The organism is Pseudoalteromonas sp. 20-92 (assembly GCF_030847595.1).
Lineage (GTDB): Bacteria > Pseudomonadota > Gammaproteobacteria > Enterobacterales > Alteromonadaceae > Pseudoalteromonas > Pseudoalteromonas fuliginea.
The window spans coordinates 1-23,906 of the sequence record NZ_JANJGQ010000006.1 but is presented as its reverse complement, the minus strand read 5'-3'; the positions used below and the strand labels follow the sequence as shown (position 1 = coordinate 23,906).

General features: G+C 38.1%; 21 protein-coding genes. 16 read left to right on the top strand and 5 right to left on the bottom strand.

What is annotated here, in order from left to right:
- Positions 1-9 precede the first annotated feature (9 nt).
- The 4 genes from NRL14_RS07825 (at position 10) to NRL14_RS07810 (ending at position 4,483) form a co-directional block, all read left to right on the top strand.
- Positions 10-1,119: a mandelate racemase/muconate lactonizing enzyme family protein gene (locus NRL14_RS07825; RefSeq protein ID WP_306724387.1), complete on the top strand. Its 1,110-nt coding sequence runs from the start codon at positions 10-12 to the stop codon at positions 1,117-1,119.
- Positions 1,120-1,647: 528 nt separating this feature from the next.
- The gene (locus tag NRL14_RS07820; RefSeq protein WP_306724386.1) at positions 1,648-2,820 is read left to right on the top strand and encodes a cytochrome P450; all 1,173 of its coding nucleotides are present in this window, start codon (positions 1,648-1,650) and stop codon (positions 2,818-2,820) included.
- 60 nt (positions 2,821-2,880) lie between these two features.
- Positions 2,881-3,189: a 2Fe-2S iron-sulfur cluster-binding protein gene (locus NRL14_RS07815; protein ID WP_096793009.1), complete on the top strand. Its 309-nt coding sequence runs from the start codon at positions 2,881-2,883 to the stop codon at positions 3,187-3,189.
- 16 nt (positions 3,190-3,205) lie between these two features.
- Positions 3,206-4,483 carry an NAD(P)/FAD-dependent oxidoreductase gene (locus NRL14_RS07810; RefSeq protein ID WP_306724385.1) on the top strand — a complete coding sequence of 426 codons (1,278 nt, stop codon included), beginning with the start codon at positions 3,206-3,208 and terminating at the stop codon, positions 4,481-4,483.
- Here NRL14_RS07810 and NRL14_RS07805 read toward each other — a convergent pair.
- Entirely contained in the window at positions 4,469-5,218 is a 750-nt protein-coding gene (locus tag NRL14_RS07805) for a helix-turn-helix domain-containing protein (RefSeq protein WP_007378069.1), read from the bottom strand. The two genes, NRL14_RS07810 and NRL14_RS07805, sit on opposite strands and share 15 nt — an antisense overlap.
- 141 nt (positions 5,219-5,359) lie before the next feature.
- Between NRL14_RS07805 and NRL14_RS07800 the strand changes: the two genes are divergently transcribed.
- The 4 genes from NRL14_RS07800 (at position 5,360) to NRL14_RS07785 (ending at position 9,672) form a co-directional block, all read left to right on the top strand.
- Positions 5,360-6,469, top strand: a complete 1,110-nt coding sequence (locus tag NRL14_RS07800; RefSeq protein WP_007378070.1) for a Zn-dependent alcohol dehydrogenase — start codon at positions 5,360-5,362, stop codon at positions 6,467-6,469.
- An 11-nt stretch (positions 6,470-6,480) separates the two neighbouring features.
- Complete coding sequence (locus tag NRL14_RS07795; RefSeq protein WP_306724384.1) at positions 6,481-7,299, top strand: alpha/beta hydrolase family protein; 819 nt, start codon at positions 6,481-6,483, stop codon at positions 7,297-7,299.
- A gap of 11 nt (positions 7,300-7,310) precedes the next feature.
- Positions 7,311-9,233: a beta-agarase gene (locus NRL14_RS07790; protein ID WP_306724383.1), complete on the top strand. Its 1,923-nt coding sequence runs from the start codon at positions 7,311-7,313 to the stop codon at positions 9,231-9,233.
- Positions 9,234-9,390: 157 nt separating this feature from the next.
- Positions 9,391-9,672, top strand: coding sequence for a hypothetical protein (locus NRL14_RS07785; protein WP_306724382.1), 282 nt, complete (start codon positions 9,391-9,393; stop codon positions 9,670-9,672).
- 29 nt (positions 9,673-9,701) lie between these two features.
- Here the strand turns inward: NRL14_RS07785 and NRL14_RS07780 are convergent, their stop codons facing one another.
- Positions 9,702-10,088, bottom strand: a complete 387-nt coding sequence (locus NRL14_RS07780; protein ID WP_033029369.1) for a YkgJ family cysteine cluster protein — start codon at positions 10,086-10,088, stop codon at positions 9,702-9,704.
- A 281-nt stretch (positions 10,089-10,369) separates the two neighbouring features.
- Between NRL14_RS07780 and NRL14_RS07775 the strand changes: the two genes are divergently transcribed.
- The 3 genes from NRL14_RS07775 to NRL14_RS07765 all read left to right on the top strand — a co-directional run bounded on the left by NRL14_RS07775 (position 10,370) and on the right by NRL14_RS07765 (position 13,862).
- Positions 10,370-10,549 carry a hypothetical protein gene (locus tag NRL14_RS07775; RefSeq protein WP_007378075.1) on the top strand — a complete coding sequence of 60 codons (180 nt, stop codon included), beginning with the start codon at positions 10,370-10,372 and terminating at the stop codon, positions 10,547-10,549.
- A gap of 199 nt (positions 10,550-10,748) precedes the next feature.
- Positions 10,749-11,177 carry a hypothetical protein gene (locus NRL14_RS07770; protein WP_007378076.1) on the top strand — a complete coding sequence of 143 codons (429 nt, stop codon included), beginning with the start codon at positions 10,749-10,751 and terminating at the stop codon, positions 11,175-11,177.
- Between the two features lie 639 nt (positions 11,178-11,816).
- A complete protein-coding gene (locus NRL14_RS07765) occupies positions 11,817-13,862 on the top strand; it encodes an agarase (protein WP_262501083.1) in 2,046 nt (681 codons plus the stop codon).
- 235 nt (positions 13,863-14,097) lie between these two features.
- Here the strand turns inward: NRL14_RS07765 and NRL14_RS07760 are convergent, their stop codons facing one another.
- A complete protein-coding gene (locus NRL14_RS07760; RefSeq protein ID WP_306724381.1) occupies positions 14,098-15,201 on the bottom strand; it encodes a 6-bladed beta-propeller in 1,104 nt (367 codons plus the stop codon).
- A gap of 78 nt (positions 15,202-15,279) precedes the next feature.
- Positions 15,280-16,053, bottom strand: a complete 774-nt coding sequence (locus tag NRL14_RS07755) for a phytanoyl-CoA dioxygenase family protein (RefSeq protein ID WP_306724380.1) — start codon at positions 16,051-16,053, stop codon at positions 15,280-15,282.
- A 232-nt stretch (positions 16,054-16,285) separates the two neighbouring features.
- Between NRL14_RS07755 and NRL14_RS07750 the strand changes: the two genes are divergently transcribed.
- The 5 genes from NRL14_RS07750 to NRL14_RS07730 all read left to right on the top strand — a co-directional run bounded on the left by NRL14_RS07750 (position 16,286) and on the right by NRL14_RS07730 (position 23,299).
- Complete coding sequence (locus NRL14_RS07750) at positions 16,286-17,053, top strand: IclR family transcriptional regulator (protein ID WP_306724379.1); 768 nt, start codon at positions 16,286-16,288, stop codon at positions 17,051-17,053.
- A 432-nt stretch (positions 17,054-17,485) separates the two neighbouring features.
- Positions 17,486-20,257, top strand: a complete 2,772-nt coding sequence (locus NRL14_RS07745; protein ID WP_306724378.1) for a TonB-dependent receptor — start codon at positions 17,486-17,488, stop codon at positions 20,255-20,257.
- A gap of 73 nt (positions 20,258-20,330) precedes the next feature.
- Complete coding sequence (locus NRL14_RS07740) at positions 20,331-21,884, top strand: tryptophan halogenase family protein (protein WP_149605411.1); 1,554 nt, start codon at positions 20,331-20,333, stop codon at positions 21,882-21,884.
- 23 nt (positions 21,885-21,907) lie between these two features.
- Positions 21,908-22,630, top strand: a complete 723-nt coding sequence (locus NRL14_RS07735; protein WP_306724377.1) for a SapC family protein — start codon at positions 21,908-21,910, stop codon at positions 22,628-22,630.
- 69 nt (positions 22,631-22,699) lie between these two features.
- Entirely contained in the window at positions 22,700-23,299 is a 600-nt protein-coding gene (locus tag NRL14_RS07730; RefSeq protein ID WP_306724376.1) for a DUF1287 domain-containing protein, read from the top strand.
- Between the two features lie 158 nt (positions 23,300-23,457).
- Here the strand turns inward: NRL14_RS07730 and NRL14_RS07725 are convergent.
- On the bottom strand, positions 23,458-23,906 hold a 449-nt coding region (locus NRL14_RS07725), incomplete at its 5' end, for a tetratricopeptide repeat protein (RefSeq protein ID WP_373462524.1).

The window sequence follows — 23,906 nt, the reverse complement described above, 5'->3', positions numbered from 1 at the left end:
GGTGGTTTAATGAAAGTATCATCACAAACAATAAAAAGTGTAAAAGTAGAGTATTACCAAATTCCGCTAGCTGAAGTATTAAGTGATGCTAAACATGGCGATCACACTCACTTTGAAATTATTGCATTACATATAATGACCCATGACGGCTTTGAAGGTATGGGTTACACCTATACTGGTGGAAAAGGTGGACGTGCAATTTATTCACTCCTTAATGACGAAATTAAACCGGGGTTAATTAACCAAGATTCAACGTCAATTATGGCAATCTGGGATAAGTTACAGTGGGATCTACATTATGTAGGCCGTGGTGGTTTACTTAGTTTTGCGATTTCAGCAGTTGATATAGCGCTGTGGGATATTAAATGTAAACGTTTAAATGCACCCTTATGGCAAGTTGCTGGGGGCAGTAGTGATAACACAAAATGTTATGCAGGTGGAATAGATTTAAACTTTAGTGAGCAAAAACTACTTGATAATATTGGTGATTATTTAAATCGTGGTTTTAACGCCGTAAAAATTAAAGTGGGTAAACCAGATTTTAAAGAAGACATAGAACGTGTAGCTGCAGTACGCAATTTAATTGGTAATGACAAAATCCTCATGGTCGATGCTAATTACTCGATGAGTGTGGAGCAAGCAATTCGCTTTGCAAAATCGATTGAAAAATATGATATTACATGGTTTGAAGAGCCCACCATACCAGATGACTACAAAGGTTTTGCTCGCATAGCACAAGCAACCTCAATACCGCTTGCCATGGGCGAAAATTTACACACACTGCATGAGTTTGGCTATGCAATTGACCAAGCTAAATTGGGGTTTTTACAACCAGATGCATCAAATATTGGTGGTATAACAGGGTGGTTACATGTAGCCAGTATGGCATATACCCATAACTTACCTATTTGTAGTCATGGTATGCATGAACTGCATGTATCATTACTGGCATCTCAGCCACATGCTGGTTTTTTAGAGGTTCATTCTTTTCCTATTGATGAATACACAACGCGTCCTTTAAAACTTGAAAACGGCAAAGCGTGCGCGCCAGATATAATAGGTACAGGTGTCGAGTTTGACCCACAACTCGTTAAACCACATTTAGTTAAGCACTCCTAGTAAAAAATAAACGAGTCGTTGTGCGGCCACAAGAGCAGTGAAGTGATTATTTAACAAGGAGTGATGAATAATCCATCATTAATTAAATCTTATGTGCATTGCCCTTGTGGGCGCCTTTATAAAAATAGTTACATTACTTACAGTGCAAGCTGTTGATATTAAATCCACTATAATAGGAGTATTTAACGTTAAAAAATTGTTTTCTAAAGAGGCAATATTTTATATTTAATTATTCAGAGATTTATCTGAATTGGCATTTACCACAACCCAAATTGCAAAGTAAGTGGTAAAGCGTTAGATTGCTATAAAGTAATGCACTCTTTGCTGAATAAGCAATACAAATTAAATTAGTTAGTAACTCTCACATCCCCACTAAAAGCCAACATAAACTGTTGGCTTTTTTATGCTTTTAAATTGCATTAAAAAGCATGAAACTACCATTTTTAAGCAAAATTCGTGTATTTCCATCATAAAGTTGCCCTTAATATGTTGTATCTAAATTCATTTATTACAGTGTTAGGTTTTATTATGACGTCAAAAATAATAGGTGTGAGCGATTTCCCTGATGCATTTTTAACAAAACGCACAGCAAGTGGCATGGGACAAATGGACGATCAAAACGATCCCGTCAATATGATATTAGGTCTAAAAAATGTACGTAAAGCGGCGCATAATTGTGCTGTTTTTCAATCAGGAGCTAAACCAGGACGTATTGTAATTCCATCAGAAGTCGCAATACGTGAAACACGTCAAATCCCATTTGAAGTAGACCCACCTGAGCACGGCGGTTTTCGTGAACTATTAAATCCATGGTTTAAGCGTCCATTAGATGAGGGTTACCAAGCGCGCTTACAAGCTATTATTGATGAAACAATAGACAATGCCTTCAAAGCCGAGTCGTTAGATGTGGTGTCACAATTTGCACTTCCGCTGCAATCTAAAGCGTTAACGCTGTTACTTAATACCTCAATGGATAAAGCACAAACATGGATAGATTGGGGTACGCACGTATTTAGAAGTGAAGATAGTGACCTTGATAGCGATAAAGCCAATATTCTATACGATTACATTGATGAGCAAATAGAAAACGCCATTGCAATCCCGGGTGATGATTTATATTCAGTGCTTTTAAATTCAGAGGCGAACGGTAAAAAGCTGAGTAAAGAAGAAGTAAAAGGTGTGATGATCCTCACCTTTGCAGGGGGGCGCGACACCGTTATAAACGCGATCACAAACTCTATTGCCTACTTTAGTGAAAACATCAGTGATTTAAAGCGTATTGATGATGAGCCTGAAATATTAAACAGGGCCGTAGAAGAACTCATTCGCTATTTTTCGCCGCTTACGCAAATGGGCCGCGTCGCTACGCAAGACACAAGCGTATGTGAGCACGCTATAAAAGCCGACACACGAGTTTCGTTATGTTGGGCGTCGGCTAATCGCGATGAAAAGGTATTCAAAGATCCCAACAATGTCGACTTCGACCGAAAAGTTAATCCGCATATTAGTTTTGGTTTTAGCCATCACAATTGTTTGGGCGCAACGCATGCTCGCCAAATTCTGCGTCAACTAGTGTTATCACTTGCTAATAAAGTTGCTCGAATAGAGACAATAAAAGCAGATGAAAATATTGAAAAACTAGGTGAGTTTTCAAGAAAGGTAGGCTTTAACAGTCTGCACGTTAGCTTTAAATCAAAATAAAAACACCGTACTAAATAGTTAAATAAATACAGTAACAAGTAAAAGTAGAGGATTAATACGATGGCGAAAGTAATATTTATAACCAAAACAAATAATGCAGTTGAAGTTGAGGGCGACAGTGGCTCGCTAATGGAACTAGCATCAGCAAATGGTGTTGCTGGTATTGATGGTGATTGTGGCGGTGTATGTTCGTGTGCAACGTGTCATATTTACTTAACACCGGATGACTTTAAAAAAGTAGGTACACCCGATGAGATAGAAAGCGACATGCTAGAGCTGGACGATAACGTAACGCAATACAGCCGTTTATGTTGCCAAATTGAGGTGTCTGACAATATTGATGGCATGACCTTCAGAGTAGCCAATTAAAAGCGGGTACAGCATTATGCAAAACACACATACAGAACCAAATCTACTTGAGCAAAGCGTGGTGGTTATTGGCGCAAGCCATGGCGGGGTTAACTTTGCTTTTACCCTTCGCCAGCAAGGTTGGCTGGGTAAAATTACGTTACTCGACAGCGATCCAGAGCTGCCATATCATCGGCCACCTTTGTCTAAAAAAACGTTGCAATCGGATGATGTAAAATCGACTCCATTAAAAGTAGAAAAAGCTTATACCGATAGCAATATAGATTTATGCTTGGGCCAGCGTGTTACTGCAATTAATAAACAAAGTAAAACAATTACGCTGAAATGTGGAAAGCAAATAGCCTTTCATAAATTAGTGATAGCGACGGGATGTTCGCCCTTTATTCCGCCTATTAAAGGGCTTATTGATACCGTTGACGATAAAGGGAATGCACAATATTTTGCGATGCGAACACACGCAGATGCAGTGGCAATAAAAACAGCACTCAATAAAAGTAATGATAAACAGGTAGTCATTATTGGTGGCGGCTACATTGGCCTTGAGTCGGCGTCATCGTTTATAGCATTAGGTGCAAAAGTAACGGTAATTGAAAAGCAACAAAGCATACTCTCGCGTGTTACATCAGCTGTTATGTCTGACTTTTTAACTCAATTGCACATAAGCAAAGGGGTAGATTTGCAAACAGCAAAAGATGTTGTACAAATAAAGCACACAGCTAATAAACATTATGTTGTATGCAGTGATGGCACTCAATATCCCGCCGATTTTATTTTAGTGGGCGTTGGGGTAAGGCTTAATACCGAGCTTGCAGTGACTGCAGAGTTAGCGCTCGAACAAGGTATCAAAGTAAATGATGTATGCCAAACTTCACACCCTGATATTTTTTCTATCGGCGACTGTACCTCACATTTTAATAAAATTTATCAGAGATGGATAAGACTTGAATCGGTTCAAAATGCAGTAGAACAAGCCAAAACAGCTGCACAGTTTTTAGCAAAAAATAGTGAACCGGTTCCTGCTTTACCTTGGTTTTGGTCAGATCAATACGAGTACAAACTACAGATAGTGGGTTTATCACAAGGGTATAACGAAATTGTCGTACGCGAAGAGTCACCGGAACAATTTTCGCTTTGGTATTTTAATAACGACACATTGTTGTGTGTAGAAGCGGTTAATCATGCTAAAGCCTACGTACTTGGTACACAGGCTATAAAGCAAAATATAAAGGTTAATAAGCGGATATTAAGTGATTTAGCAACACCGCTTGCAAAGCAACACCTACTTGAGACGTAGCTGCTGGCGATACTGGTGAGGGGTAACTTTAAAATGGTGCTTAAACTGCTTAATAAAATACGACGGGCTGGAGAAACTCAAGTCGTAAGAAATATCAGTTACCGAGGCATCACTTTGCCCAAGTAGTCGTGCGGCATTATATAGCTTGTGCTGAATAAGGTAGTCGGAGTACGGCACTCTAAAATGCTTTTTAAATACTCGTGAAAAATACGAAGGTGATAAATAACAAAGTGCTGCGGCTTGCTCTAGCGAAAGATTGAGGCCATTTTTTGTTTTTAGCTCATTAACAACGGGTGTTAACTTTTTAAAGCTAGCTGAACCACTCAACGGTTTTTGCTGGTTAGATAAACTACTTTTACCGTATTCGCACACCATGGTTATTAAACTATTAAACAGTTGTTTGCAGGTTTTACTTTTTGGGTTTTCGTTAAACTCGCTCAACATCCATGCGAGTAGTTTATGGATTCTTTTTTGTAGTTCAACGCTAAATGTTAGATGTAAACCGGTTTTCAATAGATCTAAAAACTCTTGTAGGGCTGGGTCGTTAAGGCGCTCAGGCATAAACTGCACAATATACCAAGATTTAGGACGTGGGTTTAAAGCAAAATCATGCGTTTCCATTGCAGGCGTAAAAACGGCCTCAAAATCAGACAGAGTTGATTCACCCTGATGGTAAAAATACGTGCCATCAATTTGTTCAAAAAATATAAATTCGTGCACCTGATGAAAGTGCATAAAACATGAATAGCTATCGTGCTGAAGATAACTTACATGATGAATTTCGAAATCGTAACCGTCTTTTATACAAAACGGTTCACAGTAAATTGTCGGTTGCTTCATAACATAATACTTATATTTAGAGACTTAGGAGTCTACATGTACAAGGCAAAAGCTGCAATTGCAGATGGAAAAGGCGGTTTTTTCTTCGATACCGTTAATGTCGGAAAACCAAGTACTGGCGAAGTAAAAATTAAAATAAAAGCCTCAGGTATTTGTCATACCGATTGGGATTCAATTAAAACGTGGAATAAAAAATTTATCATTGGTCATGAAGGCGCAGGAACCGTTGTTGAGTTGGGCGAAGGTGTAACGGAATTTACTATTGGCGATAAAGTAATACTAAATTGGGCAATTCCGTGTGGTGAGTGTTTCCAGTGCCAAGAGGGTAATTTACACATTTGTGAAGTAAATAGCCCCGTAACTGGCAATGGTTTATGCGGACACGCAGGTAAACAAGCGTGTGAGCATAATGGCAATAGCTTAGAGCGCTCATTTCATTTAGGTACGATGAGCGAATACACCGTCGTTAAAGCTGCTGCAGTTATAAAAATACACAGTGACATTCCTTTTCCAAGTGCAAGTATTGTTGGTTGCGGTGTAATGACCGGTTACGGATCAGTGGTTAATGCCGCTAAAGTAAAAGCAGGTTCGTCAGTGGCCGTATTAGGCTGTGGAGGCGTAGGACTAAATGCAATACAAGGGGCTGCAATTTCAGGCGCCGCTAAAATAATAGCAATTGATTTGTCACCAGAGCGATTAACACAAGCTAAAGCATTTGGTGCTACACATACTGTACTTGCTAAAAAGTATGACCCTGATTTAGTTCATATGATAAACGAAGTTAAAGCGCTAACAAATAGTCGCGGAGCCGATTATGCCTTTGAGTGTACAGCAGTGCCGGCACTTGGTTCAGCGCCATTAGCATTAATACGCAGCGCGGGCGTTGCGGTGCAAGTGAGTGGCATTGAGCAAAAAATAGATTTTGATTGCGAATTATTTGAGTGGGATAAAATTTATATAAATCCGCTCTACGGGCAATGTAATCCTAAGCGCGACTTTGCTCAAATACTAGACCTTTATGACGCAAAAAAGCTCAAGCTCGATGAGCTAGTCACAAAAACTTACTCGTTAGATGAGTTACAAACAGGCTTTGACGACATGCTAGCAGGGCGTATCGCTAAAGGTGTCGTCGTGTTTGATGATTAAAGGAGCATAAAATGGCAATTCATCGTTTAGAGGTATCAAATAACTGTTACACCGCTGATAACTTTGTAACGCTAACCGCGTATAGCAGTCACTTAAAAGGGCGAGGTGATATAAGCATTTACCAAGAAGCAACCAGTAATAAAAATGTACCTATAATTGTATTACTGCATGGTGTGTATGGTAGCCACTGGGTGTGGGGCCAGCTAGGGGGTGTACATAAAGTGTATCAGCAGCTTCGTAGCAGTGGCCTTAACGAGTTTGTATTAGTGATGCCATCAGATGGCGCGCACGCCGAGGGCAGCGGGTATTTGCCACTTAAAAATGCAGATTATGAAGCATGGATAGTTGATGATGTGATTAGCGCTGTTATTCAAACTCAACCAATGTGCTCGAGCTCATCAAATATTTATATTACGGGCCTTTCAATGGGAGGGTATGGAGCATTATGTTTAGGTGCAAAGCATCCAACTATTTTTAGCGGTATATCAGCGCATTCATCAATTACTAAGCTTGACGACTTTAATCACTTTGTTGATGAACATACTCTAAAGCCACTAAAAAAAACCACTGATAAGTACAAAGGCGACGTGTTTAAAACATTGATCGCGAATAAAAAGACATTACCGCCACTGCGATTTGATTGCGGAAAAGACGATGTACTTTTTAGTGCTAATACTGCGCTTGCAAAAAAGCTAGTTGATGAAAATGTTCCTCATACGTTCGATATTTTTGCAGGCACCCATTGCTGGGAGTATTGGCACGAACATGTAGCTAAAACTATGATCTTTTTTGCTCAATTAGAAAGCAAAACTCACACACAATTAAAATAAGGAGATAACACATGAAAGTCATTAGCTCACTTTTAATTGCATTTGCATGTACTGCATCATGCAATTTAGTCGCGCAGCCAGAAGTATCCGTAAATTTAAACGTAAAGCGAAGTATTGACGGCCTATCAACCTTTGATAGAAGCAAATATATTGTTATGCACTCGATGCTAACAACAACCGATTGGAAGGGGGAAGAAGATAAGCTCGACTACTTACTTAACGACCTTGATGTGTACTTTGGTCGTGATAACGGTTCTATGCCGTATTACGCGACTCAAGTTGAGCAGAACCCAAATAATCTAGGGTACGCAAGCCCTGATAGTATCGCTGCTTATGGCAAAACTGCTCGCGAAGATTATTATGGTAAAACGTTGTCGAAGCTTCATAAATACGATAATAGATCCCACGTAATGATAGGCGGGCAAATTAATCAGTTTTGGATTGGTAATCATAAAGGCAAAGGCGAATGGAGCTTTGCTAATACCGATGCTGTGGGTCAATATATGGGAAATTTTGTAAATGAATTTTATCGAAATGACAACCAAGGACAGAACAAAGGCCCAGCACGGCCACAATACCTTGAAATACTTAATGAGCCACTTTACGAACTTGTTGATGTACATCACGGTAAGCCTATCGATACATTTATTTTTCATAACGAAGTAGCTCAAGGCATACGAAAAGTTAATACAAGTATTAAGATTGGTGGGTACACCACTGCCTTTCCATGGTTTGACGATAACAACTTTAATCGTTGGGATGAGCGAATGAAGATATTTTTAGATACCAGCGGTGAATACATGGATTATTTTTCGATTCATCTTTACGACTTTGGCTATTTAAACCGCGATAAAGGCGTTGCTAACTTTAAAGGAGCCCGTATAGAAGCCACTATGGACATGATGGAGCAATACGAAAAGCTTAAGCTAGGTAAGGTAAAACCTTTCATGATTTCGGAATACGGCGGGCGTGACCATAAAACAGAAGCAACGCCATGGACTGCAATAAATGACTGGCAAACTATGAAATCGTTTAGCCCTATGATGATGCAATTTATGGCTAAACCTAATCTCATAATTAAAGCCATTCCATTTAGTTTAGCAAAAGCAGAGTGGAGTGGTAATGAGGGGCGTGATTATGCTTGGCGTTTGCTACGCCACAATGACGAAAAAACAGGTGAAACAGGCGATGAATATGTATTCACCGACATTATTAAATTTTATCAATTGTGGTCAGATGTAAATGGCACACGTGTTAATACTGACTCAAATGAAGCCGACTTATTAGTAGATAGTTACGTAAACAAGAACAAGGCATATGTAATTATCAGTAATTTAGAAACAAGTGCTAATAGCGCCTTGCTAAATTTAACAGAGCTACCAAGCAATCCGATTAGTAACATTAAAATTAAGCACTTGCACTTTGCTAATGGTGAGTCAACACTTACAACAACATCACAAAATATTGGTGTAAAAAATGAGTTACCAAAAAGCATTAACATAGGCGCAGAAGCCACAGTAATTATTGAATATACGTTCAGCAACAATATAAAAATTACTGCTGAGTCTGACGAGCATAAATACTATGCAACAACCTACAAACAGCCAATTAAAGCCAATACAGCGCTTAAATTTAACATTAACGATGTAAAAACAAGTGAATATGGTAAAGGTATATTGCGTTTAAGTTTTGGTAGAGAGCATGATTTAGCTCAACAACCTATCGTTAAAGTAAATGGCACTTTAGTTACTGTACCAACCGATTATGCCGGTGATGAGCAAGTATTTCGCCCACAAGTATTTAGCATGCTAGAAATCGAAGTTCCAAACGAGCTGTTAAAAACCAATAATACGATATTAGTTACATACCCAGATGATGGCGGATTTGTTAGTAGCGTGACGCTTCAAGCGTTTGAGTACAGTGATGATATTTAATTTAAAAAACTAACTATTTGTTATGTTATAAAAAGCAAGGTCACTAATTATTAGTGGCCTTAGTTGTCACAGAAGTCTTATTAAATTTTAAAAATAGATGGCATAATTTGTATGCATTAGTGATTGATCTTAATGTGTATTATATTTACTTGTGCTATTGGCCGAAAAGAAAACAGATGCATTAATGGTCGGCGGAAGCTTATGTTATGTCTATCCCGCACTACTTGTTTATGGGGTACCAATATCAATTTTATTAAAAAAATTTAATGTTTTTAATTTACCTATGGTTCTTTTAGCGAGTGCAAGCCCATTTATTGTAATTATTTCAATAGGTTTGATTGAGCCTATAGGACCCTTTTTTTTAATTTGCTTTGGCTCTATTGTTGTTGCTATAGGTTGTTGGTATACAGATTTACTCTTTTTTAAAAATAAAAACTAACCAATAACCTGTTGCAGTTTAAAAGAGAATTATCGACTATCAATCATGAGTATATCGAGTTTATGTTGAGCTCTGGTTTGATTCTTTATGTCGATAGGTTCAATCATCTCGCATTCGTCTCTGATCATTTCAGGAATGAGGCTAGGGTAGTGGCGACAGTCCTCTGGGCGGTCGAGATAAATACTGCAGGTGTACATGTTTTTAGCCAAGGGATCTTTTTTAGGCGCAATTTCTAAAAAAGGGCAAGCATCTAGTCTCAATCCTGTTTTTGGGTCAAACCAAATTTCGTCGTTTTTCACGTATTCATAGATTTCGGGGTTAAAAAGCTCCCATAAATCAATTTCTTCTTTTGATGCGCTTAAATCGCCACCACCGTATTTAATACAGCACTTACCGCATTGATTACATTGTTTCATAATTTGCTAATTGAATTGGTTGTCAACGAGTTTAAGTTAGCTCTGAGTGTAGCACTGAATTTATTATTCGCTGTTTGCTTAATTAAAAAACCATCCCTTTAATTTGTGTGTACACAGTAGTTACGGCATTAATCTAGATGAAAAATCCCTTGTTACATTTTATATAGTGCAGACATTATTAAATGGTTTACTCTAAAGGTAGTTAAAAATGTTATGAAATCAGTTTGAGTAACTTGTGGTTGTTACAATTACTGTACAAAAATATTTGATCAGGAATTATCATGAAAGAAGCTGTTTCAAAGTTAAAAACAGAATTTAATGCAAAGTTATTGTATTGGAACAATCTTAAAAGTAACAAAGCTAAAGCGCTAATTCTCTTATTGTTTATAGCTGTTATTGCGCTTAAGGTATTTACAACCATCTTTACCTTCGATTGGCTTGCGAGTTTATTTCGCATTTAAGGTTACAAGCAATAATTTCGGTAAAATTTTAATCACAAAGTGTTTAACGCCTACCCGATGTTTATTATTAATGTATTATTACGCTATAGACCAAATTAAATAAATCAGTTGTTAAAACATGTTTTGTAATGGCTGAATGCTATATTTTGGCTAAATTGAGTGAGTAATTGAGTTTAGCTGCATTAAAAGGTAATACGTAATGATGAACACAAAAGTATACAAAGCGGTACACGACTTAGCAGAAGAGCTAATGACGGCTGCTAATAAAAATGATCGTGAAAAGTTTGAGTCTTTATTTGCTCAATTAAAAGCTATTTGTATGGAAAACGAAAATACGTCTAAAGATCACCCAGTGCAATGGGAAACCCTAGCTGATTTTACCGAAGAGCTAGAAGAAGCGATCACCACTTATGAAAAAGCGTTAGAGAAGTCAATTGCAATTAATAACAAAGATCATATGTCATCGGTTGCTTTTTCAATGGCTACGTTACAGTTAGAAATAGGTCAAAAAGACGAAGCGATTAAAAACTTACAAAACGCTAAAGTCAGTGCTAATAAAATTGAAGATAAAGAGCTTAAAGCTGAAATACATGACTTACTAGAGTCACTTATTGAAGAGGAAGGTTAAGTATTTAAAAGTATAATTAGCCCCCATTAAATGTGATTTTTGTGGACTTAACTTGATATTAATAACGCGCTGGTGGTTTATACCCTCAGCGCTTTTTTATGTTTACTATAAATGACAAAAAGAAATGCTTTATTTTTGAGCCAGTTTACTCATAAAGTTTATATTTATTAATCAGCCTGTTACTTATTAAATTCTATTCAGCAAATTTATAGATTACTTTTTATGAGTGAGTCCCACTAAAATAAGTTAACCAATGTGGTCATGAGTCATCTTCCTTTTGAATGAATAACAACAAATTGTTAACACTGAAAAACGTCTGAAATAATTAGAATGTAATTAAAAGTCACACATAAAATATTTTTTATCAAATGCTTGGGTTCTGGTTTGGCTAAAAACCAAGCATGCTGCAGCAAATTCAATCTCAAAAAGTTAACACTCTCTAAATACCTAGTTGTAAATAGGGTGTTCAGCTTGTTCATTTACGGCGTTAACTTAGTCCCGTTAATTACCACTAAAGTGTGAAATTTGAACAAAACTTTAACTAATCGTTGCATTTTGTTAATTGTTAACATTATATTAATTGTGAGTTCCATGCCTTTACACAAAGGATTAATTTTTACACCAAGATAGGTAACAGTTATGAAAAAAAGATCATTGTATTGTGCGGTTTCGAGTGCGGTATTACTTTCAAGTACCTTTAATGTGCACGCTGTTAAAGTGCAGTTTAATATTGATACAAAACATGCTGTAGGACAGTTTGATAGCTTCGATCGTCGTAAATTTATTACGTTACATTCATCAAATACCGAAAGTGACTGGTTTGGAAATAACGCTCAAAGCTTAAATGCGCCTAATGCTGATCCTGATTTAATGACGCATTTTTTAGAAGATTACGATGTGTACTTTGGTCGTGATACAGGGGGCATGAAATATCAACTAACACAATTACCAGAAGATTCAGCAAAACCAGGTTATGCAAGCGCAGCAACCGCAACAACAAATGGCGGCGGAGTAAAATGGAATTACACCAATATTACAACAGCTCAAGCTAAAACAATGCGAAAGCATGAAGGGCGTAACAGCGATTTAATTGTCGCTGCACAGCAACATCCTTATTATCCTGATGGCACTAAAATTGGTAATCAAAATTGGTCTTTCTCGCAAAGAGATACTGCGGCTGAACCACTAGGTACAGCCATGGGCGACTACATGGCGCAGTTTTTACAAAAATACTTTAAAGCAAACCCATCAGATAGCCTTGGTCAAAAGCGCCCAACGTATGTTGAGGTAATGAACGAGCCACTGTTTGAACTGCACGACTTTCCGCATACCGGTTATGATAAAGAAAGCCTCTATGACATTTTTAGATTGCATAACTCAGTTGCTGATGTGATTAATGCTAACCCTGCACTGAATGATGTGAAAGTAGGGGGCTTTACGGTGGCGTTTCCTGATTATGAAAAAGGGTCACAATTTTTCGATAACTGGAAGCAACGCGACAAGGCATTTTTAGATATTGCAGGAAATAAAATGGACTTTATTTCGATGCACTTATATGACTTTCCAAATTTCCCAGGTGGCCCTGGTGGTCAGCATCAAATACAGTACCGAAAAGGCAGCAATATGGAAGCGACCCTTGATATGGTTGAGCAATATATGGCTTATAAATGGGGAAGTATTAAGCCGTTAGTTATTTCCGAATATGGCTCTCAATTACAAGGCTCATTTGGTACTAAATGGACACCGCAACGTGACTGGTTATGTCTAAAGGCAATGAGCTCAATGCTGATGAGCTTTATGGAAAGGCCAAACCGTATTGATAAAGCCATTCCGTTTATTCCATTAAAAGCAGAATGGGGCCGTATAAGCGACACTATTCCCTATTACTGGCGTTTACTGCGTCAAGCTAAAGAAGGTCAAGGTGAAACCGGCGAGCAATGGGTTTACACCGAAATGGTTAAGTTTTACCAGTTATGGTCTGATATAAAAGGGACGCGAATAGATAGCTGGGCAAGCGATATGGATATTCAAGCTGACGCGTATGTTGATGGCAAAGATGTTTATTTGGTATTAAACAGCCTTGAATTTTCACCGACCAATATTGATTTAAGTGTTTTAGGCAAGGGTTCTAACAACGTAACGGGTGTAAATATTAAGCATTTATATCCTAATGCCCAAGGCAAACCAGTATTGGATAACAGCAACAGAACAACACTCCCAAGCTCTGTTGTATTAGGCTCTGAGTCAACCATGATAATTAAAGTGAGTCACCAAAAAAATGTTGTTATTAACAATATTAATCAAGAGACTAAGCATTACGCAAGTGCAGTAGTTAAAAATATTGCAGCCAACGCGACCCAGTTCTTTACTATTAACAATGTAGATAAAGGGGCTAATGGCGAGGCTACATTGCGCTTAGGTGTTGGCCGCCCTCATGGTAAGTCGTTAACGCCAGTTGTAACTGTTAATGGGAATAGAGTCGCTATTCCTACTGATTTTAGAGGATATGATCAAAAAAATGGTGGCCTTGGACGTGAGCGTTTCTTTGGTGTTATTGAAATTCCAGTGCCATATAATAACATTAAAAAAACTAACAATATTGAAGTTACATTCCCTGACAGTGGTGGTGCAGTTAGTTCACTAACATTGCAAAGCTTTAAAATGAGTAAACGTATTACTCGCTAAAAACGTGTAATAAAGGTTTAGTAATAAACAAACTGCGGGTTTATCTATATGATAGCTTAGCAGTTTTTTTATTTGTATCGCTACTACTGCCTAACACAATACAAATAAACTAATACTAAATATGCTGGGAATGGCTTTAGGTGTATTTTTGCTGTTAAGCCTGTGAGTTTTATGCTTTACAATGAGTACAAGGTACTCATTATTAAAAATAAACACTATTCTCAGAGCGTTAAACTTAGCATGACTGTTTTATTAATTTAATTGGGTATGTTTTAGAGGAGTTCCACTGACCTACATATAAGTTGTCGTCTTGATCTACGCAAATACAATGCACGTGATTAAAAATGTCCCCGTTACTTTGCATCGGCTGTAGTTCTCCATTTATATACTGCGGTTGCGGTGCCCCTAAATTAGCTATTAGCGTGTTACTTTTATCAAATATACTAATAAAACCAGAATCGTCAGCATTTTTATTGTCAATATGCGACCAGCAAACTGGTGCATAAAATAGTTCACCTTTGAACACGGGACCGCCAATATATGCCCCATTAGCGCTAATTCTATCAAGGTACTTACCATCAAACGAAAATACTTTTAAACATTGCTCAAAACGAGAGCTTACTATTAATGTAGGATTTAAGGGATCTCGTAAGTCTACTTCAACCCCATGGGTGTTGTGTAAATTGTAATTTTTGTCTTCATTATGGTGACCGCCCCAATGGTTTATATAGCGACCTTGTTTATCATAATGCAGTAAAAAGTCGCTGCCATAACCATCGGTGACATATAAATCCCCATTGGGGGCAATGGCAATGTCAGTAGGGCGAAAAGGTTGCTCGGGTTTATAAGCACCGCACGTTTGTGGATGGCCGATACTGTATATTAGTTTGCCATCTAAGGTCATTTTGGCAATAAAGCCAGCCTGTGGAATGACATTGTTAGTAGGGCTATCCCATTGCTCTGTGCTGTGACCATCCCAGTGGCGATTAACAATCCAGCCACTATCTATAACGTATAGAAATTCTTGCTCGCCTTCTTTTACAATTTTTATAGCGTGTCCACCAGGAAAAGAGCTTCCAAAAGCGTCAAGTAATTCACCGTTTTGGCTATACACTAAAATATTATTAGTCGTGTTATCGGTGATCATAAATATTCTCCCTTGTGAGTCCATCACCATCGCATGACAATTTTCTATAGGGTATTTATTGGGGTTTAACTTTCCCCAGTGGGCGTCTATTTTGTATTTAAATTTACCTTGGCCAATTATTTTCCCGTGTGGGTCTTCGTCATTTTTAGGAGTAGCGTGAGGTATAAGGTGTTTTTGCTCTGAGGTTAACATACAGAATTTTCCATATAAAAAAAACCAGCTTATGCATTGGGCTATAATGCATAAGCTGGTTTAGGCTAGAAGGTTACTTTAAGTACGTTCTTTTACTTTAAAATTTAAAATAGCATCATCGTTAACGCGATTTAATGGATAATAAACAGCTTCATTTTCTTTAAATGGCTGGTTGCTAATCGCATTGTAAGCACTGATCATTGACCAACGAGGTTCGGCAGCGCGGTTTTGATTTGATTTATGCAGTAAATTACAGTGGAAAAACAGTACATCACCTGGTTCAAGTTCTACATTTATAAGTTCATGGTACTTCATTGCTTCTTCTACAAACTCTAAACAGGCGCCTTTTTGGTCACCGGTTTTACTGTGATCCAATCGTCCCAAATGATGTGAGCCTTTAAGTACTTGCAAGCAACCATTTTCTTGCGTCGCTTTATTAATGGCGACCATACAGCTAATTGATTTTGGATAAAGCATGTAATTATCACGATGCCAGTAGCCAAAATCTTGGTGCCATTCCCAGGCGCCACCTACAAATGGTTCTTTCATCATAATTTTAGTGCTGGTGTGGTACACCTCTTCGCCAATAAGTGTTTCGCATACTTCAATTAAGCGACGACCGCGAGAAAACATACTGTATAAATCGTCGCCTGTTTTTTGCCATAAACAGACTTTACTTACAGCGCCATCGGCGTCTTTTTTGTCCCATGCTCGTTCATAGAGTGTATCGTCATTAAAAGCAGTTTGTTGTAGTAGCTCAATTTCATCAGCGCTGTAGTAATTTTTGACAATAATATAACCATCACGGTGAAAATCAGCTATTTGTTGTGGTGTTAAATAAGTGTGTGACATAAATGTAGTTCCATTTTATATTTATTTGTTTATTGTTGACAATATTTGATCGGTTATGCATTTAGGTCAAGTTTAATTTATATAAAAATACTATATTTATATATAAATTGATTTTTATTCGCTATGTGCTTGATTGCAAATAAGTAAATTGTTTTTTGTAGTCAAAAAAATTTTTAAATTTATATATAAAGATACAAGTTATTTTAGGTTGAAATTCAAACAAAGGACATCTATGAACGATAAGTCAAAAGCAAAATATGCAGTGCCCGCTTTAGATAAAGGTTTGGATATATTAGAGTTTTTAGCTCTAAATAACGCACCTTGTACGCAAAGTGAAATAGCATCTGGTATTTCTAGAACACCTAATGAGGTATACAGAGTGCTCGTGGGCCTTGAAAAGCGTGGCTATTTAGTTCGCTCACTGGAGTCGGGCAGATATTGTCTGTCGTTAAAGCTTTATAATTTATCACGAAGTATCTCCCCTATGGATAATGTACTGCAATCGGCATTACCGCATATGGAAGATTTGGCTGTAAATAGTGGGCAGTCTTGCCATTTAAGTATGTTGTATCAAAGCCAAGCAATGGTTGTTGTGCAAGCGCGTAGCAAAAGTCCAATGCATTTAAGTATTGCAGAAGGGGCTTTATTTACGCTGAGTAGTTCTAGTGCAGGTAAAGTACTTTTATCAAACAGTAATGACGAAGTGCGCCAGATGCTTATTGAACACGATGAAACGTATAGTGCTTATGAAAATGAATGTCATCAGTTATTGAACGAGCTCGATTTAATTAAAGAGCAAGGATACCTTGTACAAAATAACCCACTGATCGCTGGTGTACACGACTTTAGCGTATTAATAGGTAAGCCTAATGCAAAATTAATAGCCGCACTTACCATTTCGTCTTTTGATTCAGCACTTAATACTTCTTTAAATAAGCAATGTGCTATTGATGAACTTAAAAGCACAGCGCAAAAAATTACATCATTATTGGCGCGCTAAACTTAGTTTTAGCGCTTAAGTATTAACTCGCGCCTAGGAGGAACCAAGGATAGCAGTTGTTTGGCATTTATGCTGCGTTGCGACACAACACAGGCTCTGCATTGCCTAAAAGTCAAACATACTGCTGCAAATTCAGCCTCGAAAGATAAATTTAAATATCCTTATGGCTCAATATATCGATAAACCTCTTAACCAGCGCCGCGAAAAATTAACTTTTATACCGCCTTTTTAGCTCACTAAATATTTATTCCCACTCATTCTTGAGCGAAAACTAAACGTTATTTGTAAAATAAATGGTCAATTTGTTTGACTTGGTTAGTTAAATTCCATTACTGTAAAGTTAATTGTTAACAATGTTATTTTAACAATGATAACGCCCATAGATAACCTGCTAATGGTTAAAAGTTATAAACACAATATTTAGGTGCAATAATGACTAACACACAATTCAAATTAAATGCGATTTGCGCGGCAATGCTGATAACTTCTCCAGTAAGTTACGCCGCACAGGAAAACGAGACAACTGTACAAAGTGATGTTGAAGTTATCCAAGTAACAGGTATCAGAAGCGCATTAAGTAAATCTGCGTCAATAAAGCAAGATTCATCAGGCGTCGTAGATGCTATATCAGCAGAAGACATTGGTAAGTTACCTGATACTAACTTAGCTGAATCGCTGCAACGTATTAGTGGTGTATCAATCGACCGTGCAAACAATGAGGGCAACCAAGTTAGTGTTCGGGGTTTTGGTCCTGGCTTTAATTTAGTAACCTTAAATGGTCGTCAAATGCCAAACTCTTCGGTTTTACAAGAAGCGGGAGTTTCTCGCAGCTTTAACTTTAGAGAAATTGCGGCTGAAAGTGTGTCGGGCGTATCAGTTTATAAAACGGGTAAAGCGAATGTAGCCTCAGGTGGTATTGGCGCAACCATTAATATAAATACAGCAAAACCATTTGATTTTGACGGTTTTAAAGCATTTGCAAATGCAAAGGCAATTAAAGACACCAGCTCAGAGAAATCAAACCTAACACCAGAAATTTCGGGAATGGTTAGCCAAACATTCGCTGATGATACGTTTGGTGTTTTACTTGCGCTGTCGCATTCAGAGCGAGAAAGTGGCCGAGAGCGCGTAGGCACATCGCAAGGTTGGGTACGTAACCGAGCAAATGCTGCCGGTGTTGATAGCAGTGCAATTGATACAACAGTTAATCCAACGGGTACTTATTGGGTACCTTGGACGCCAGAAATGGAGCGCTTTGAAACTAAGCGAGAACGCCAAAATGCGCAGTTGGTTTTACAGTATGCGCCTAATGATAATATTACAGCCACGCTTGATTACACGCTATCGCGCTTTGAAGAAACGAGTAATACCAATAAAATGGCGTTTTGGTTTGATAACCCAACAGGTACAACCGATGCCAACGGTACGTTAGTTGATATTAAAAATGCAAATGATGAGTTGAATTTTTGGGCGTGGGAGCTCTACGAAGAAAAAGAAAACGATTCATTAGGCTTAAATTTAGCGTGGCAAGCAAGCGATTCATTGAAACTTACGTTTGACGCTCATAACTCTACATCACACTCAAACCCAGATGGTGATACAGCTGAAACAATTGCAAATTTAAAGAATGTCCCAGGTTCGGTTAAATCCATCAGTGCTAACTTCTCTGGTGACATTCCGAGTATTGGGGTTGATGATTCAACATTGGCGGGTGGGGCTTACAACCCAGCTAATATTGTGTCAGATTTATATCAGCGCCGTGGTTATGAAATGAAAAATACCATTAAGCAGTATCATGCAAGTGGGCAATGGGAGAATTTGAAGAGTGGGGCACTCAGCGCTATAAATTTTGGTGTAATGTATACCGATTACCAAATCGATACTTATCTTTCTGAGCAGTTCTCATTTGTGGATATTCCTCTAGACAACCTAGGGCTAACCTTTGATGAACAAGGTGACTTTGCTGATGAGTTTTCAGGTTCGGATCAGCTATTTCCATTTATTCCACGTTACAGTGCCAACGATTTTGTAGATATTGTCAGAGATGAAGGATTATTTATTGAGCCAAATATTTCTACAAATGGGGTTGAGGAGCAAACGCTCGCGATATATGTATCATTTGATCTTAAAACCGAATTTAATGATATTCCAATTGATATGAATGTCGGTGTGCGCTACGAAGACACCGATGTAACAGGTTATTCAGTCAAGCCTGGGGTTGTTGCTTTTAACTATCGTCATGCTGAAGAGCTTCGCCCTGTATTTGCTGCAACAGCAACACCGCAGGAACTTGAAGGTGGTTATACACGTGTATTACCAAACTTTGATATAAGCGCCGACTTAGATGACGGCTTTAAAACTCGTTTTTCATATAGTCGTACATTAGCTCGTGCAGGTATTGGTGGTATGTTCCCATCAACTACCATTAACGCCCGTCCTGAAGGACCGTTTAATGCATCGCAAGGTAACCCTAACTTATTGCCAATTACGTCAGATAACTTTGATTTTTCAGTTGAGTGGTATGGAGACGACGGAAGCTATGCATCAGTTGGTTACTTTAAAAAGTTTGTTGAAAACTTCATTGGTGCAGGCGTAGTGCAAGGTACGCTAAATGATGTAAATGGCGAGCCGTTACGCGATCCAAGTGTTAACCCCCGCCCTGGTTGTCCTGATAGTTCAGATACACCTAACCCAGCATGTTTAAGCCAAGCGTCAGACCCGATTGTTACATTTGATATTGCAACGCCAGATAATCTTCAAAATCGTGAAGTAGATGGTTGGGAATTAAATGCGCAGTACATGGTGCCTGATACAGGCTTTGGCGTGGTTGCTAATTATACGATAGTGAATAGCGATGAATCGTTTAAACCGTATGATTTTGACCAAACAATTGCACTAGCAGGACTAAGCGATTCAGGTAATTTGGTCGGCTTTTACGAAAACGATGATTACCAAGTACGTTTAGCCTATAACTGGCGCGATGATTTCTTACTGTCTTTGGGAACTGAGCCTACATTTACAGAGGCGTATGGTCAGCTAGATTTTAGTTTTAATTACACCATTAACGACACCTTGGGTGTTAGCTTTGATGCACTTAATTTAACGAATGAAACAACACGCCGCCATGGTCGTTTTGCAGAGCAATTAGTATCTGCTGAGCAATATGGTCCGCGCTTTAGCATTGGCTTAAGTGCTAAATGGTAAGTTAGTTTATTGACAAATAATACAAAACGACAGCTCAGCGCTGTCGTTTTGCTTTTTAACTAACGAGGTTGCTATGAACGATGATATTAAATCAATAGTAATAGTTGGCGGTGGAACTGCAGGATGGCTAAGTGCAGGAATAATTGCGGCGTATTTGCAAAAACATCACAGCAAAAAAATAAATATAACGCTGTTAGAGTCCTCAGATATTCCTACAGTTGGCGTTGGCGAAGGAACGTGGCCTACAATGCGTAGAACCCTTAAAGACATGGGTATTCGTGAAACTGAATTTATTCAACAATGTAATGTGTCGTTTAAACAAGGCGCTAAGTTTACTAAATGGATTACAGGTGAAGAAGATGACTATTACTATCACCCGCTTGAACTACCAACAGGGATGTATGAACATAACTTAGCTACTAGTTGGCTAACTAAAAACGAGCCAAAACCTCCTTTTGCCCAGTATGTAAGTGCGCAGCAGTCAATATGCGAAAGTGGATTAGCTCCCAAACAAATCACCACACCCGAATTTAGTGCAATAGCAAATTATGCTTATCACTTGGATGCAGGCTTATTCGCTACATTTTTAAAAAACCACTGCATTGATAATCTTAATGTTAAACACATTGTAGGCACTGTCGTCGGTGTAAACAATTGCACAAATGGCGATATTAAAAGCGTTAGCCTTAATAATAAAATAGAGATAGCTGGGGATCTATTTATCGATTGCAGTGGCTTTAAATCGTTATTACTAGGTGAGAACTTAGGGGTGGGGTTTAAATCTTGTAAAGATGTATTATTTGCTGATAGTGCGCTTGCCATACACATGCCATACAAAGATGACGAACCAATATGCTCGCATACTTTATCTACAGCACAAACATCGGGCTGGATTTGGGATATAGGATTACAAACACGCCGTGGAATAGGGCATGTGTACTCTAGTAAACACATTAGTGATGAAGATGCTAAGCAGCAATTATTTGATTACTTAAATATTAATAAAGATCAGCAAAGCGAATACAAAGTTAAAAAGCTTAGTTTCGAACCAGGGCATCGTGAAAAATTTTGGCATAAAAACTGTGTCGCAGTAGGCCTCTCAGCTGGTTTTTTAGAGCCACTGGAAGCCTCCGCTTTATTACTGGTAGAAATATCAGCCAATTTTGTTGCGCAGCAATTTCCGGCCAATAGGCATGTAATGAATATAACCGCGCAGCGTTTTAACCGGACATTTAGCTACCGATGGGAGCGAATAATCGACTTTTTAAAGTTGCATTATATGTTGAGTAAACGAACCGACAGCCCATTTTGGCAAGCGCACTGTCATCAAAATACTATTCCACAAAGCTTAAAAGATAACTTATCACTTTGGGAATTTCATACACCAAGCGATAACCACTTTGATCATTCACAAGAAGTGTTTCCAGCAGCAAGCTATCAATATGTGATGTATGGCATGGGGTTTACAGGCTCAAGCGAACTGTATGGCAACTCAGAAAGTTATTTTAAAAAGGCCATTGCGCTTGTCAATAACAACCAGCAATACACCCAAAAATTACTTAATAAATTACCTACCAATAAAGCATTATTAGCGCAAATTAATCAATTTGGTATGCAGCAAATATAGTTAAAACATAAGAGCGACACACTATGACAAACTCAGTATTACTCGATAAAAATACACATAAGCACACTCGCATTAAAACTGAACGCGGTACACAATACGGCGAAGCAGTAAACTACATTCCGGTTGTTGCCGATGAGCTTGCTCAACTTGCATTAGACTACCCAGTCTATTTTATGAAGAACAATCAAACTGGCCAGTTTGAACTATATGCTTTAACTGGCTTTGATGAGGGGCAAAACTTATTTTTACAAAATGATATATGGCATGCCACATACGTACCTTTACACTTACAGCGACAACCATTTAAGTTAGGAATAGGAAATAAACTTACTAACAAGAGCGAGCAAACAGATCTCGCTGTTACAATTAACGAACAACACCCAAGAGTAAATAATAGTGAGGGAACACGGTTATTTAACGAAACAGGGGAGCCAACCACATATTTAAATAATGTGAGTGAGCAATTGATAAAGCTTATGCATGGCGGCGAACGTACAACCGCTTTTATCAATACCTTACTAAAACACGATTTAATTGAAGCAGTACAGCTAAACATCACTAAACCAAATGGCAAAACACAAGGCTACAATGGCTTGTATTCTATTGCCGCAGATACACTACAACAACTACCTGCTGAAGTACTAAACGGCCTGCACTCAATGGGTTACATACAAGCTTGTCATCTAATCTTATGTTCAAGCGGGCATGTTAAAAAATTAGTAAAATGGTTACATTGCAGTGATTGAACAGTAGTGTTGTTTATGTATTTCTATTAGCGTAATTTGATCATTAAACTATTTTTAAAAGGAATTTGTATGATTAAGCTAACTCTATTTTTAGCTACGACGTTAAATGTAAATACAGCCTCGTTTGAAGAAGATATGGTAACTGCATTACTTGAAAGAACAACACATAACGTTACCTACGATGGGTCTTATCGCTCAATAACTTACCCTGGTGGGGATGTACCAAAGAATACTGGTGTGTGCACAGATGTTATAATTAGATCATATCGTCAATTGGGTGTTGATTTGCAAAAGCGTGTTCATGAGGACATGGTAAAAAACTTTGAGCTATATCCCTCTAAGCGTATTTGGGGTTTAACCAAACCTGATAAAAATATAGATCACCGACGAGTCCCTAACCTGCAAGTATATTTTAAACGGCATGGACAAGAGCTTACTAAATCTAATAACGCGAGTGACTACAAGGCAGGCGATATCGTCACGTGGATGCTGCCAGGTAATTTGCCGCACATTGGTATGGTTATTAAAGAGCAAGATACACGTTCTGGTAGTCCGTTGATTGTACATAACATTGGGCGAGGGCCTGAAAAAAGCGATATCCTTTTTGCCTATAAAATTACAGGGCATTATAGATTTGTGCCTGAAAAGTACACAAATTCATTTAATTAAGTAATCTATTTTTAGGAACGAAAACGGCATTGTTGATAAGGTGTAAATTTTGTATCTTAGTTGTTAAGTGCTAAGTGTCAATTTTGCTTATGTAATTCTGTATTTGAGTAATAGATAATTACTATATTACATAAGTTTCTCTTTTACAGAGGTAAAACCTACTTTAACTGCTTAAAAAATTGATAACCTTCTGCATTTTTCAGCTTTTTAGTAAAGCTCATTCCTAAGCTTTTTAGCTTTACTGCATTATTATATGTGCTGATTTTGGATTTTAACTCACTCACGGCCTGCGCTGTTGCGCCAATGCTATCAAGTGCTAAAAAGTACAAGTAAGCGTATTGCACGTTGTTACTTTCAAGTGCCATTGCGTGTTTGAATGAGCCAACAGCAGCGGGTTTGTTACCGCTTCTAATAAGCGCCATACCATTTGCATAATGTAGCGGCGCAGAGCTAGGCACTGCTGTTAAACCATTATTAAGCACGCTTTGCATTTTTTCTGTTTGGCCAAGTCGGTAATAAATGTCGGCTAGATTCACATAACTTGCATCAAAGTAAGGATCAACGCTAATGCCTTTTTGTAACGACTTTATAGCGCCGTTTATGTCTT

Bases quoted from the DNA above. Each gene is read 5' to 3' on its own strand.
- NRL14_RS07740 (WP_149605411.1), top strand. From the start codon at position 20,331: ATGAACGATGATATTAAATCAATAGTAATAGTTGGCGGTGGAACTGCA.
- NRL14_RS07805 (WP_007378069.1), bottom strand. From the start codon at position 5,218: ATGCACTTTCATCAGGTGCACGAATTTATATTTTTTGAACAAATTGAT.
- NRL14_RS07790 (WP_306724383.1), top strand. From the start codon at position 7,311: ATGAAAGTCATTAGCTCACTTTTAATTGCATTTGCATGTACTGCATCA.
- NRL14_RS07825 (WP_306724387.1), top strand. From the start codon at position 10: ATGAAAGTATCATCACAAACAATAAAAAGTGTAAAAGTAGAGTATTAC.
- NRL14_RS07735 (WP_306724377.1), top strand. From the start codon at position 21,908: ATGACAAACTCAGTATTACTCGATAAAAATACACATAAGCACACTCGC.
- NRL14_RS07760 (WP_306724381.1), bottom strand. From the start codon at position 15,201: ATGTTAACCTCAGAGCAAAAACACCTTATACCTCACGCTACTCCTAAA.
- NRL14_RS07745 (WP_306724378.1), top strand. From the start codon at position 17,486: ATGACTAACACACAATTCAAATTAAATGCGATTTGCGCGGCAATGCTG.
- NRL14_RS07765 (WP_262501083.1), top strand. From the start codon at position 11,817: ATGAAAAAAAGATCATTGTATTGTGCGGTTTCGAGTGCGGTATTACTT.
- NRL14_RS07755 (WP_306724380.1), bottom strand. From the start codon at position 16,053: ATGTCACACACTTATTTAACACCACAACAAATAGCTGATTTTCACCGT.
- NRL14_RS07780 (WP_033029369.1), bottom strand. From the start codon at position 10,088: ATGAAACAATGTAATCAATGCGGTAAGTGCTGTATTAAATACGGTGGT.
- NRL14_RS07730 (WP_306724376.1), top strand. From the start codon at position 22,700: ATGATTAAGCTAACTCTATTTTTAGCTACGACGTTAAATGTAAATACA.
- NRL14_RS07770 (WP_007378076.1), top strand. From the start codon at position 10,749: ATGATGAACACAAAAGTATACAAAGCGGTACACGACTTAGCAGAAGAG.
- NRL14_RS07810 (WP_306724385.1), top strand. From the start codon at position 3,206: ATGCAAAACACACATACAGAACCAAATCTACTTGAGCAAAGCGTGGTG.
- NRL14_RS07815 (WP_096793009.1), top strand. From the start codon at position 2,881: ATGGCGAAAGTAATATTTATAACCAAAACAAATAATGCAGTTGAAGTT.
- NRL14_RS07750 (WP_306724379.1), top strand. From the start codon at position 16,286: ATGAACGATAAGTCAAAAGCAAAATATGCAGTGCCCGCTTTAGATAAA.
- NRL14_RS07820 (WP_306724386.1), top strand. From the start codon at position 1,648: ATGACGTCAAAAATAATAGGTGTGAGCGATTTCCCTGATGCATTTTTA.
- NRL14_RS07795 (WP_306724384.1), top strand. From the start codon at position 6,481: ATGGCAATTCATCGTTTAGAGGTATCAAATAACTGTTACACCGCTGAT.
- NRL14_RS07775 (WP_007378075.1), top strand. From the start codon at position 10,370: ATGAAAGAAGCTGTTTCAAAGTTAAAAACAGAATTTAATGCAAAGTTA.
- NRL14_RS07800 (WP_007378070.1), top strand. From the start codon at position 5,360: ATGTACAAGGCAAAAGCTGCAATTGCAGATGGAAAAGGCGGTTTTTTC.